General features: G+C 40.8%; 8 protein-coding genes. 5 read left to right on the forward strand and 3 right to left on the reverse strand.

Going from position 1 to position 13,145, the window contains the following annotated elements; all coding sequences use genetic code 11:
* Nucleotides 1-33 precede the first annotated feature (33 nt).
* Both ACHUGF_RS10390 and ACHUGF_RS10395 read left to right on the forward strand, forming a co-directional pair.
* A complete protein-coding gene (locus ACHUGF_RS10390; protein WP_394130963.1) occupies nucleotides 34-5,580 on the forward strand; it encodes a response regulator in 5,547 nt (1,848 codons plus the stop codon).
* 41 nt (nucleotides 5,581-5,621) lie between these two features.
* Nucleotides 5,622-6,734: a response regulator gene (locus tag ACHUGF_RS10395; protein WP_394130964.1), complete on the forward strand. Its 1,113-nt coding sequence runs from the start codon at nucleotides 5,622-5,624 to the stop codon at nucleotides 6,732-6,734.
* 222 nt (nucleotides 6,735-6,956) lie between these two features.
* Here the strand turns inward: ACHUGF_RS10395 and ACHUGF_RS10400 are convergent, their stop codons facing one another.
* On the reverse strand, nucleotides 6,957-8,525 hold the full coding sequence (locus tag ACHUGF_RS10400) for a methyl-accepting chemotaxis protein (RefSeq protein WP_394130966.1): 1,569 nt from the start codon (nucleotides 8,523-8,525) through the stop codon (nucleotides 6,957-6,959).
* Nucleotides 8,526-9,047: 522 nt separating this feature from the next.
* Between ACHUGF_RS10400 and ACHUGF_RS10405 the strand changes: the two genes are divergently transcribed.
* The 3 genes from ACHUGF_RS10405 (at nucleotide 9,048) to ACHUGF_RS10415 (ending at nucleotide 10,981) form a co-directional block, all read left to right on the forward strand.
* The gene (locus tag ACHUGF_RS10405) at nucleotides 9,048-9,404 is read left to right on the forward strand and encodes a YibL family ribosome-associated protein (RefSeq protein ID WP_394130967.1); all 357 of its coding nucleotides are present in this window, start codon (nucleotides 9,048-9,050) and stop codon (nucleotides 9,402-9,404) included.
* 82 nt (nucleotides 9,405-9,486) lie between these two features.
* On the forward strand, nucleotides 9,487-10,104 hold the full coding sequence (gene ribA / locus ACHUGF_RS10410; RefSeq protein ID WP_394130969.1) for a GTP cyclohydrolase II: 618 nt from the start codon (nucleotides 9,487-9,489) through the stop codon (nucleotides 10,102-10,104).
* Nucleotides 10,085-10,981 (forward strand): hypothetical protein, encoded by an 897-nt coding sequence (locus ACHUGF_RS10415; protein WP_394130970.1) that lies wholly within the window; start codon nucleotides 10,085-10,087, stop codon nucleotides 10,979-10,981. The genes ribA and ACHUGF_RS10415 overlap by 20 nt, the downstream gene beginning before the upstream one ends.
* Before the next feature lie 47 nt (nucleotides 10,982-11,028).
* Here the strand turns inward: ACHUGF_RS10415 and ACHUGF_RS10420 are convergent, their stop codons facing one another.
* On the reverse strand, nucleotides 11,029-11,376 hold the full coding sequence (locus ACHUGF_RS10420; RefSeq protein WP_394130972.1) for a VF530 family protein: 348 nt from the start codon (nucleotides 11,374-11,376) through the stop codon (nucleotides 11,029-11,031).
* Nucleotides 11,377-11,600: 224 nt separating this feature from the next.
* Nucleotides 11,601-13,061, reverse strand: coding sequence for a carbon starvation CstA family protein (locus ACHUGF_RS10425; RefSeq protein ID WP_394130974.1), 1,461 nt, complete (start codon nucleotides 13,059-13,061; stop codon nucleotides 11,601-11,603).
* Between the last annotated feature and the right edge of the window lie 84 nt (nucleotides 13,062-13,145).

Genomic DNA, 13,145 nt, shown 5'->3' on the forward strand with positions numbered 1-13,145 from the left:
TACGAATGTAGATAGGATGTTTACAGAATGCGAATGGCAGCCACCCTTGTATTTAGTCAAATTGCAGCAAGTTTGAATAATAAAAGACCTAAAAGTTTACTGCTCTTGAGCTTGGTATTTTTGTTCAGTGCCATTATTCCTGCGCATAGCCAATCCACAAATGACAAGCTATCAGATTCAGATAGTCTTGCTGCTGAGCAGGTAGACATTCCACCATCAATTGATTCTCAGGCAATTAACTCACCGTCACAATCTCGCAAGACAATAGAAAAGTTCTCCTCTGTAGAAGAAGCACTACTGACTGAGGTGGAGCTGCTCAATATCATTCTTGATTTGAAATATTTAGATGAGGTATTAACCGCCTCAGTATTGAGTTATACCTTTTCCGGCGATGAGCGCTGGTTAACCCGCTATTATGAATTTGAACCTAAACTCACAGCACAAGCTAATCGGCTACTAGAAAACCAATATCGAGATGAACAGCGTTATATTCTCGAGTTCCAAAAAGTGTCAGATGAGTTATTTCAGCTCGAAGACACCGCCATTAGTATGGTGAAGCAGGGTGAACGTCAACGTGGTATGAGTGTGTTAAATAGCGATGAATATCATGATGCTAAAGCACGCTATATGGATTTATTGATAGTGCTAGAAAGAGAGTTTAAAAAGCGTGAGCGCGCCAGTGCAAATAAGGGCGGTATCGCGCTTACTGCACAAGAAGAACAGTGGTTAGCAACCCATACCGTTAAAATTGGCATAGAGGATTTACCGCCGATTTTATATCTTGAAGACAATGGCGAGATAGCAGGGCTTGCTGGAGTCGTTGTTAAGCAAATCATTGAAAAAACAGGCATGAAGGTTGAATTTGTTGAATTGCCTTGGGAAACAATGCTTGAGCAGTTTCGAGCGGGGGAAATTGATGTTGTTCCTCATTCTTATTTAAGTGAAGAACGAAAAAAGTACGGCCAATATTCCACCCCTTACTACCTAGTGAGAGAAGTATTTTTTGTTAAAGAGGAAAATGAACAATTTCAAACCGCGAAAGATCTCGCATTAGCTAATATTGCTGTTCAAGCAGGTTATACCACCATAGATAAAATCTTGGCTGTGTACCCAGATATCACTATTACCGAAATTCAAAACGTGGAAGAAGGCATAGAGCTCGTGCTCAATGGCGTAGTCGACGCTATTTTGGACTCCGAGTCTGTGATATTGGATCGCATAGAAAAGCGCAATGTCACAGGATTACGCCTGATTGATGAAGATGTCATATCAGCGACATCTGTACATATGCTATCAAACAAGCAATCACCCATTCTTGGCAATATACTGCAGAAAGGTCTAGATACTTTAAAGTTAAAAGATTTAATCATTACTCGTGAAGATTGGTTTAAATCGACGGCAAAAAGTCATCAGGATGTAAGCCGCAGCAGCTACTCCATGACAACGATATGGCGAGTGATCGTTATCGTAGTGGTTTTATTGATTATCATGGCTTGGTTTATGGCAAAAGTGTTCCAAGCAAGTGATAAAGAAATTGCGCGTAAATTTGGCAGTAAAAGCTTTAAACAATCTTTGGCCTGGGCTCAAGTTTTTCTTTGTGCTTGCTTGATTCTATTAACGTCAATCGTCACACAGTATGCACAGCAGCGTAGTGATGAAACTGTAGAGTATAATTTGCAAACCTTATTGAACTCTACCCATGACCGACTGCAGGGGTGGGTTGATCTTGAAATGTCTTCCATAGCCTTAATTGGTGAATCGCCCAAATTCGTAGATTTAGTACAACAACTACTGGAGGTACCGGCAGACCCTAAGTCGTTAACGGGGTCGGCGTTACAAGCCAAAATCTATGATTTTATCGAATTACGCCATGGAAGCAGTGATTCTATTGGGTACTTTGTCATATCACCTGAACACATTAGCTTAGCATCTAGCCGAAACAGCAATATTGGTAGTATTAATGTGATTCAGCAAGCTAGACCAGAGTTGCTCAAAAAAGTGTTTGCTGGAGAAAATGTTTTTATTCCACCTATCCGATCCGATGTGTTTTTAAATGACTCACGACAACACATCACGCGTGATTTACCGCCAACCATGTTTTTTGCTGTACCAGTTAAAGATAGCGCAGGCAATGTGATCGCTGTATTAACCAAACGTGTTGATTTTAATGGTGCGTTTTCCTCGATTTTGTCAGCTGGATTTATCGGTCACTCAGGTGAAACCTATGCCCTTGATAAAACGGGTATGCTGCTGTCGAATGTTCGCTTTGAAAGCGAGTTAAAAGAAATAGGCTTAATTGAACCCCATCAACAAGCCTCACTCAATTTACGTATTGCTAATCCTGGCGTGGATTTGTTGAAATTTCCTCAACCCGCTAACCATAACTGGCCATTAACACTCATGGCTGCTGAAATCGCCAAAGAAAGAGCAGGGATAAACTTGAACGGTTATAACGACTACCGCGGTCAAGTGGTGGTTGGTAATTGGATGTGGGACGATAAGCTAGGTTTAGGGATCGCAGCTGAAATGGACGTGTCTGAAGCGAGGCAAGTTAATACCATTTTCAAGTACACGGTTTGGTCAATGTTATGCTTGTCTATTAGTGCCATGTTCGGTACCAGTTTGTTCACTTTGCGCATAGCCAGTCGAGCAACTAACTCATTAAAACATGTGCAGTCAGAACTTGAAGCGCAAGTGAATGAACGTACGGCGGAATTAAAACTCAATTCTGAACGCACGCGAACCATCATTGATAATGCATCCGATGGGATCATAGTGGTGAATAAAAAAGGAATTATTCAAGAATTTAGCCCAGCAGCAACGGATATTTTCGGTTATAGCGCTAAAGACATGCTAGGTGAACCCATTGAAAACATCATGGAGCAGGCATTTCATGAACTCTATCAACAGCGTAAATCAGAGGCAATTGAACAACATCTCATCTTAGCTATTACAGGTTATTGCAAAGATGGCCGCAACATTGAAATAGAAGTGGCTGTGGGAGATGCTGAACTTGCGGGAGAGCATTTGTTTACCGCCATTGTGCGTGATGCCACGGAGCGTAAAGAAGCTGAGCGTGAGTTAATGCTTGCTAAGCAGAAGGCCGAAGAAGCCACTCAAGCGAAAAGTGATTTCCTCGCGAATATGAGCCATGAAATCCGTACCCCAATGAATGCGATTATTGGTATGAGTTATTTAGCCTTGCAAACAGGGCTAAATCGTAAACAGTCTGATTATATAAATAAAATACAAACTTCCTCAGAGTCACTATTAGGCATTATTAACGATATTTTAGACTTCTCAAAAATTGAAGCAGGTAAGCTTGACCTTGAATATATAGATTTTCAATTGGCTGATACCTTAGATAATTTAGTGCAGGTAGTGAGTCAAAAGTCGCAACAAAAAGGCCTAGAGTTGTTGGTTGATGTTGACCCACAGTTGCCCTTAGCCTTGATTGGTGATCCACTACGTTTAGGGCAAATCCTGCTTAATCTGACAAACAATGCCATTAAGTTTACTGAGCAAGGCGAGGTTATTGTCAAAGCTGAGTTGATGTTCAAGACTCGTGATTCGGTGAAAGTGAAGTTTATGATTAGTGATACTGGCATCGGCATGAATGAGCAACAACTTAGCCGGTTGTTTCAGTCATTCAGTCAAGCAGATGCCTCTACTACACGTAAATATGGCGGTACTGGATTAGGACTCACAATTTGTAAGACATTGACCGAGCTGATGCAAGGCGACATTTGGGTTGAAAGTGAACAAGGTAAAGGTAGTCAATTCTATTTTACAGCCCAGTTTAAACCATCGAATATGGTTACTCCACAAATAGACGCTATTGCATCAAGCATGGAAAAATTACATGTATTGATTGTTGATGACAGCACTGCGGCAAGGGAAATATTACTGAATATTTGTGAAAGCCTTGGCTTTGTGACTGATATTGCATCATCGGGCTCTGAAGCGTTAGAAAAAGTAGCTGCTGCAGATGCGAATGGGCACCCATTTGGGCTTGTGCTTGCTGATTGGAAAATGCCTGAGATGGATGGTATTGAGTTTGGCCGTCAATTACAAAGCGACCTCTCGTTACGTCACCAACCTCATTTCATTATTATCACGGCTTATGACCGAGATGACATGATCAAGCTTGCTAAATCCATTAGATTGGATGCATCTATATCTAAACCCGTTAATGCTTCAAACTTGTATGACACTGTGATGCGTGTGATGGGTAATCAGGTCAGTAGTGAAGTTGAACAATCATCACATTTACTGGATGTTTCTGCTGCTAAAGGCATTGTAGGAGCCCATGTGTTGTTGGTTGAGGATTACATCCTTAATCAGGAAATTGCCACTGAGTTACTCCAATTGGCGGGACTTGAAGTCTCATTAGCCAATAATGGTCAAGAAGCTGTCGATGCTGTTAAAGCAAATCATTATGATCTGGTATTAATGGATATTCAGATGCCTGTAATGGATGGCTTTCAAGCAACAAGAGAAATTAGGCAAACGGGTGAATTTGATGATTTACCGATTATCGCCATGACTGCTAATGCCATGGCCGGTGATAAAGAACGATGCCTTGAAGCTGGTATGAATGACCATTTACCTAAACCAATCAATCCACAGCAAGTGTATCAAACACTGGCCAAATGGATTACGCCAACAGGTAAAACATTGGATACGCCGCTCCAACAATCAGAAATCAATCCTAAAGATGTGTACATTGCAGATTTTGATACAGATGCAGCAATACAAAGGATGGGCGGTAGTGTAAAAAGTTATATCAAAGCATTGAAGCGAGTCCGTGAAACTGAAGCTGATGTGATTGAGCGTGTTCAGCAGCATTTAAATGATAGTGATATTCGCTCGGCTATTATCGCTATCCATTCGCTGAAAGGTATTGCGGGCAACATTGGTGCACAATATTTATTTGAGCCAAGTAATCAGCTTGAACTCACATTGAATGATTTAGAAAAATCTGACTCAGAGCAACTAGAAAAGTTAAAAACTGACACTGAAATAGCGCAACAACTGCAAACCATAGAAAAGCTTGTTAGCAAGATGGTGAGTGAAATTGACGTAGCATTACAAAGTAAATGGGCTAATAGCACTAGTAAACCGTCGCCTCAATTATCTGTGGCTGAAGTCATTGAACTATGTCAGAGCTTGATGGTACAAATTGACGACTTTGACAGTACTGCTATTGATACATTTGAGCAAATCGAAGCCTTGATAAAAGACACGTCTAACTCTGAGTTTTTACAGTCAGTCCATAATGATCTTTCAAACTTTGATTTTGATAGCGCACAAGACAAAGTGCAGCAATTACAGCTCAGTTTACAGCAGCATTCGGCAAGTACTCAGGAAAATATTGATATAACTAGTGAGCTGGACAAAATTGATCAAATGATTGCGTCTTATGACGCCAGCATTCTTGAGTTAGTGGATGACTTACTTGAACAGTCAGTACCTGAACCTCAACACCAATTACTATCGAAAATGAGGCAGGTATTGGAGTTATATGACTTTGATGCCGCGCAGGAATATGCGACTGAATTGAGGCGTGAATTAAGCTAGTATCAATAGTGAGCAACATGGATTAGTGATAAGAAGGCAGAATGAAAATGGATGTATACAATAGTAAACAAGCTACAGTGCTAGCCGTGGATGATACCGTAACCAATATTGAAGTGGTTAAGGGGGTTTTAGCCAATGATTACCTTGTTCAAGCTGCAATTAGTGGCCCTGTCGCCCTGAAAATTATCGCAAAACAAAAGCCGGATCTGATTCTTTTAGATGTGATGATGCCGGAAATGGATGGTTATGAAGTTTGTCGCCAATTAAAAGCTGATCCAGCCACTAAAGATATTCCCATTATATTTCTTACCGCTAAATCCCAGGAAGAAGATGAGGCAAAAGGGCTTTCGCTGGGGGCAGTTGATTACATTGCAAAGCCAATAAGTCCACCAATCTTAAAAGAAAGGGTCAAGAACCATTTATTGCTCAAAGCATCTCGCGACTATTTAGCTAAACAAAACGAAGTGCTTGAAGAAAAAGTCTTAGAGCGCACATCGCAGCTTTCTAGTTTGCAAGATGTGGCCATGGTGGCCATGGGGGCGTTGGCTGAGTCGAGAGACCCTGAAACGGGAAATCACATTCGCAGAACACAGTACTATGTCAAAGCGTTATCACAAAAGCTGGCGCAAACGGAAAAGTATCGCGAGTATTTACAGCCAGATATAATTTCTGCTTTATTCAAATCAGCGCCATTACACGATGTCGGTAAAGTTGGGGTAGTTGATAGCATTTTATTAAAACCCGGTAAACTCACCGAAGAAGAGTTTGAAGAGATGAAACAGCATACCACATATGGACGTGATGCTATTGAGGCTGCTATTGGTTCGCTGGGAAGCGCAGATAATTTTCTACAGTTTGCCAAACAGATAGCCTATTCACATCATGAAAAGTGGGATGGCTCTGGCTACCCTCAAGGGCTTGCTGGCGAAGATATTCCTCTTTCTGCAAGAATTATGGCGGTTGCAGATGTGTACGATGCTTTGATCAGCACTCGTCCATACAAAGTGGGCTTTGGTCATGAAAAGTCTGTTGCTATTATTTTGGAGGGGAGAGGCAGTCATTTTGACCCCGATATCATTGATTGCTTCAATGCAATCACAGAGGAGTTTCAACAGATTGCTCAGCGTTTCCAAGATAAAACTACTCTAGAGTGATGGCAATGGAATGAAGGCAGAACGTAAAGTGCCCAAGGAAGCGCTCATTTATCCTCATCATGAGTAAAAACTCTGAGCATTGACTTTATCGACGTGCTTACATAATGCTGACATAGGTAGATTTGGTAATCAGCTTTGGTGTGATTGGTCTGCTGTAGATTCCGTGAAAGCGTCCTTGCTATCACATTGTTTATTAATCAGAAATTGACAATTATCCGTACTCTATTTTACAAGCTTGAAGCGTTTGATCAGTGAATTGAAAATGGCAACCGTGTTGTCCAGTTTCTGGCTAGCCATTTGTGATTGTTCAGCGGCTTTAGCTGTCTCATTTGCACTGTAATTGATATCATCAATTTGTTGGTTAATGTGCTCTGCTACTTGAACCTGCTGACTAATTACACTGGATATATCCTGGTTCATTTGGCTTATATTCGTCACTGTACGTTCGACATTTTCGAGTGCATCACGGGTACTTTCAACAATGGCTAAGCCTTTTCTAGCCGCAATCTCTCCTTCATTAGAAATAGTAGCAGCGCTTTGAGTTCTGTCGCTTAATTGGCTAATGACTTGATGAATTTGCTCCGTTGACTCACGGGTCTTGAAGGCTAGCGCTCTTACCTCATCAGCTACGACACTAAAGCCGCGGCCCTGTTCGCCTGCTCTGGCTGCCTCAATAGCGGCGTTAAGTGCAAGTAGGTTGGTTTGTTCGGCAATGGTGTTAATTAAGCTGGCTGCTTTATCGATTTGCTCGGTTGACTCTACTAATTCTTTAATGGTATCGGCAATGTTTTTTACTGATTGACTCAGCTCATTGATGGAGTTAATTGACTCATCGGCTAAGTTTGTCCCTTTAGCAATATGTACAATAGTTTCATCGGCATGCTCACTATTGATATTGACCTTCTCGGCTATTGATTGCGTTGCGTGTGCCATATCAGCCACCGCCGTTGCAATGCGCTTGGTAGATGAGTTTTGTTGTTGTATTGCATTCTGGGTGGTATTGACCTGTGTATGATTCGAGTCTGCAATATCTGATAAGCCGGCAACTGACTCTTCAATTCTGGTGAGTGCAGTTCTACAACGGGCAATTTCACATGAGAAGGCTAATTTGGCTTGAGCCGCATAACCCGTGTCATCAAAGTATGTGTGAGCAACAATTTCATCGGCAAATGAGTTTGGGCTAATCGCTAGCATACTCTGCCATTTTCTATATTGCCTTTGTAAATTGATAAAACTACTCAATATAGCAATACCCACCACAGTTAGACCGAATCCAGTGTTGCCAGTCATTGCTAAGTAACCTGCAAAGAGTCCACTAGGTAAAATAATAGGCAGCGAATCTATTAATGTGGATCTAAATTTTTTGCATTTACTTATCGGCGCCTTGCCATCATTAATGCGCTGATATAAAGCAAAGGCTCTGTGCTTATCTTTAATATTGGGGGCTATTCTTACGGACTCATAACCAACCAGTTTTCTATTGTCGTAAACAGGTGTAACAAAGGCATTGACCCAATAAAAACCACCATCTTTACGGCGATTTTTTACTAGCCCCATCCAAACTTGCTTTGACTGTAATGTTTGCCACATCGCTTTAAATACGGCGGCAGGCATATCTGGATGCCTGACAATATTATGGGGTTGCCCGATTAATTCTTCGCGTGAATAACCACAAGCTTCAATAAATGCGTCATTACAAAATGTAATATTACCTGCAGGGTCTGTACTAGAAACTAAGGGCTTATCTGGGGAGACCAAAAATTCTTTCTGGGTTAGATATGGACTTGTCATTGTTATTATTTTTATCCTACAAAGTTCTAAAATATGTCAATAATGCGAACTAAGTGTTGTTAGTGACAATAATGTATACCAAGACTTCATGTATTTAAATCTAGGATTTACTCATTTAAACAGTCATTTATGTAATTTCAATTTTACAGAATGATAAACGATAAGGTAAACAGTGGCTTAACATTTTTGCCATGCGTTTGTGTGATACAAAGTGTTGCAGTTGTGGCTTATACGCCTATGTACACAAGGTATTGATGGTAAGTGAATAGTGCATATTGAAAGTTTTATTCTACTTAAGCTTAGTTCGAGCAATAAGTTACCAAGGGATTGAGAGCATTGTCATGACAACATCAGTTGAGAAAAGGTTTGCCGGCTTAAAAGTGTGCAGCTGATACAGGTTAATGCATTTATATGAAGCGTATATTCGCACTCAGTGGGTATTGGGTATATAATCTGCCTCCAAATTCGTGTCGTTATTCGCTTTCAAAATCAGTAGCACACACAATTTATTAAGGTAGTACGATGAACTTAAAGCAAGAACTGCAAACGTTAAATGATAAACTTGATAAGTATCGCCGCAAGTTGGCTGCAGCAGAGCAACGCGGTGATAACGCTGTTATCTTGCAGTTTAATAAAGAAATTGCTGCATTAACTAAACGTATCAATAGCATTAAAGGCCAACAAAGCCGCCAAATGAACAGTCAGAGTGCTGATATTCGTGCTATGAAGTTTAATCGCGTGCTCACTAAAGCTGAGCAAGCCGATATGGGCAAGCTTAAAAAGTCGGTTCGTGGTTTGGTTGTTGTCCACCCAATGACAGCGCTTGGGCGTGAAATGGGTATTGATAAAGTGACCGGTTTTGCCCCAGCTAAGTTCTAAATACCAGTCTGGCCAATAACCCATCTTTGTGGATTCAGGAAGTGATGGCTCAAGGAATGAGTGTTGTCGTAAAGGTTATTTCATGTCGATAAAATATATCGCAACATCTAAATTACCCACACCTTGGGGTGTATTTGAAATGCATGGTTTTGAGGACGAAGAGTCTGGTAAAGAGCATGTTGCGTTGACATTGGGTCAATTTGAACCCGAGCAGGCGATACTAGGGCGTATTCACTCTGAATGTTTAACGGGTGATGCGTTGTTCAGTTTACGTTGTGACTGTGGATTTCAGTTACAAACAGCAATGCAAAATATTGCTGAGCAAGGCCAAGGCTTTATTTTATATCTACGTCAAGAAGGCCGTGGTATTGGATTATTGAACAAAATACGTGCTTATGAATTACAAGACGCGGGTGCTAATACTGTTGAAGCAAACGAACGTTTAGGCTTTGAAGCCGATATGCGTAAGTACGATATGATTTTGCCTATGCTGTCTAAAATTGGTGTCAGTAAAGTAAGGCTGATGACCAATAACCCGCGTAAAGTGGTTGCGATGCAAAATGTCGGTATTGAAGTTGAAGAGCGAGTGCCATTGCAAGTCGGTAAAAACCGCTATAATGAACAATACCTTAAGACAAAATCGACTCAGCTAGGGCATATGATGTCCGAGCATCACTTTAATGATGAAACCGCAGACTGATCTAAATATAAAAAAGCCAAACATCTTTTTAGACCATTCGGTATTCAATAAAGCTGCACTGTTGAGTGTGGCTTTTTTAATACCATTTCCCACCAAGGTGTACGCAGATTCCCCCGACGCATCACATTACGCCTTTGCCAACTATATGGGCACAGGATTGTATAGAACTTCGGGGCAGAATGCTTCAGTGCTCAATGTGCCATTTAGCTTTTTGCTCGATGAAGCTGATGATCACAACTTATATCTGCGGATGCCGTTGTCGCTAGGCTTTTTTAACTACTCTTTTGATGATTTACCTTCAGGCGAGTTACCGGAAAGTGTTGGTACCATGACATTGAGTCCGGGTATTGAATACCATTGGTTTGTAAATGAGCAAGCTACATTAGAAAGCTACGTAGATTTAGGTTATGGGCATAATTTCACCAATTCTTCGAGTGTAGGGATCTTCTCAACTGGCACTTCTCTAGTTTATGAGTTTGAACAAGATACCTATTCGCCAATATGGGTTAATAGGCTGTATTACGCTGCCTATCGTAGTAGCTTAAATGACAGTTCGGATAGTTTTGCTGTATTCCAAAGTGGTGTTGATGTTGGCTTAGGTATCGATTGGCAATGGGGGAACCAGACTATTGAGCCTAGAGTGTTTGTCAGTGGCCGCTGGTTCTTTGATACACTCACCTTCATAAATCCTAACCCTAATGAAGAAGATATCTCGACCAATCAAACCTATGAGGTTGGAGCAACATTAAAGTTTTCCAAACCATTAGGCTGGGAAGTGTTCGGTTGGGATGGCATGATGGTGGATAGGCTTGGATTGAGTTACCAAAATGGCGGTGGCTTAGAAGCTTGGCGTTTAATTTTCAGCTTTCCTATTTAGCTAAGCTCACCTGTCAGTATAAGTTCACCATTCATTTTTTATGAGTCTTATTTTCCCCATATATGAGCATTAACAGGTTTATCTGATTGTGATGAATTGGATGAGCTTATACTGTGTTTAGTGCTCGTTTGAGATGTCGTTTGTGCTGGCTTACTTTCAAAAGGTTTAGGAGTCGGTAAGGGCAAGTCATTAGTTTTAAGCCATAAGTATTCCACTTTTTCTCTCGCCCATGGTGTGCGTCTTAAAAACTTTAAGCTGGACTTCACACTTGGATTACTCTTAAAACAATTAATATTGATATGCGTCGATAAAGTTTCCCAGCCAAACTCATCAACTAAATCATTGACGATTTTTTCTAACTTAATGCCATGTAAGGGGTTATTTTTCTGAGTCATGTTGCAAACTTAAAGAGGTAAGGGTGAGAAGAGTCGTCTTAGGGGACGCATTATTTTCTGTCAATACAGCAATAGATTATACGTTACTTCTGTATACTTTTGGCAGGAAAGTGAGGAGTTTGTTTATAAGAAACCTATTTGTGTTTTTCAATGAGTAAAGTCATCAGGTTTATATACGAAACAAAAAAGGTGCCACATGGCACCTTTTTTAGCAAGAAGTTGATTTAGTTAGCTTCTATAGCCACGTCATCTTTTCCTTCTTCACGTTTAGTCTTTAATACTAGAGCTGTGATAACTAGTGTTGAGATAATACCTGCTAGGGTTGCTACTGTCATATTTAAGCCAAATCCTAGGTCTGTATTGCTTAAAATAAATGTGATGACAACCGTTGTCATAAACATTGCAGGTACAGTTGCTATCCAATGGAATTTATTATTGATATTTAAGTATGCAGTCGCAGTCCACAACATCATGACTGCAGTGGTTTGGTTAGCAAAACCGAAGTAGCGCCAAATTACACCGAAATCCACTTGGGTTAAGATGCCACCAATTATGAATAGTGGAATTGCCATCATCAAACGCTTTGGTAGTTGGTTCTGTGGCATTTTGAAAAACTCAGCTAGAATCAAACGCGCAGAACGAAAAGCGGTATCACCCGAAGTAATTGGTAGGATAACAACACCTAAGAAAGCTAAGAAACCACCGAATAGGCCCATTAAGCCAAATGCAGAGTCAAACACAACTTTACCTGGACCACCGTCTTTAACCGCTTCACTCAATAGCTCAAGGCTGCCAAAGAAAGATAGTGCGATAGCACACCAGATAATAGCAATGATACCTTCACCAATCATCGCGCCGTAGAATACAAAGCGACCATTTTTCTCATTTTCCATACAACGTGCCATTAGAGGTGATTGTGTTGCGTGGAAACCAGAAATTGCACCACAAGCAATGGTGATGAATAGTGCAGGCCATAATGGCATATCATTAGGGTTCATGTTGCTAACAAAATCTTTTGCTTCAAAACCGCTTAGCATTGCATGGTCAGGGCTCACAGCCAGTGCGACTACCATACCAACAGACATGAATACGAGTAGGGCGCCAAATAATGGGTAGAGACGGCCAATGATTTTATCAACTGGAACAATTGTTGCGATGATGTAATAGATGAATACAACTGATACAACCATACCTAGCGCAACCGTGATTTCGGTTTTGCTGTTAATCAAATTAGTTAACATGCTTGATGGTGCAGATACGAATACGACACCAACGAGTATGAGTAGCACTAATGCAAAGAAGTTCATAAAGTGCTTAGCACTGTTACCTAGATAGCGACCGACGATATTGGGGACTGATGAACCACCATTACGAACAGACAGCATACCTGAGAAGTAATCGTGAACAGCACCTGCAAAAATACAGCCTACAACAATCCAAAGCATTGCCGCAGGTCCGTATAAAGCACCCATAATCGGACCAAAAATTGGGCCTACACCCGCAATATTAAGTAATTGTATTAGGTAAACACGGCCTTTTGACATAGGGACGTAATCGACCCCATCTTGTTTTTCAAAAGCAGGCGTTTGGCGTTGGGTATTAATGCCAAATATTTTTTCTACAATGGCGCCATAAATAAAATAGCCACCGATTAATAAACCGACACACAGTAAGAACCAAGTCATCTTATTACACTCTATCTAGTTTTCGACGCTAGCATTTTATTAAATATAAACAGAAATTAATCGAAGAACTAACCGAGCGGTGCA

The sequence above is a fragment of the Shewanella maritima genome (genome assembly GCF_043643735.1).
Lineage (GTDB): Bacteria > Pseudomonadota > Gammaproteobacteria > Enterobacterales > Shewanellaceae > Shewanella > Shewanella maritima_A.

Excerpts from the sequence above, each read along its gene's own strand:
- ACHUGF_RS10395 (WP_394130964.1), top strand. The coding sequence starts at position 5,622 with ATGAAAATGGATGTATACAATAGTAAACAAGCTACAGTGCTAGCCGTG.
- ACHUGF_RS10400 (WP_394130966.1), bottom strand. The coding sequence starts at position 8,525 with ATGACAAGTCCATATCTAACCCAGAAAGAATTTTTGGTCTCCCCAGAT.
- ACHUGF_RS10420 (WP_394130972.1), bottom strand. The coding sequence starts at position 11,376 with ATGACTCAGAAAAATAACCCCTTACATGGCATTAAGTTAGAAAAAATC.
- ACHUGF_RS10390 (WP_394130963.1), top strand. The coding sequence starts at position 34 with ATGGCAGCCACCCTTGTATTTAGTCAAATTGCAGCAAGTTTGAATAAT.
- ACHUGF_RS10425 (WP_394130974.1), bottom strand. The coding sequence starts at position 13,061 with ATGACTTGGTTCTTACTGTGTGTCGGTTTATTAATCGGTGGCTATTTT.
- ACHUGF_RS10415 (WP_394130970.1), top strand. The coding sequence starts at position 10,085 with ATGATGAAACCGCAGACTGATCTAAATATAAAAAAGCCAAACATCTTT.
- ribA (WP_394130969.1), top strand. The coding sequence starts at position 9,487 with ATGTCGATAAAATATATCGCAACATCTAAATTACCCACACCTTGGGGT.
- ACHUGF_RS10405 (WP_394130967.1), top strand. The coding sequence starts at position 9,048 with ATGAACTTAAAGCAAGAACTGCAAACGTTAAATGATAAACTTGATAAG.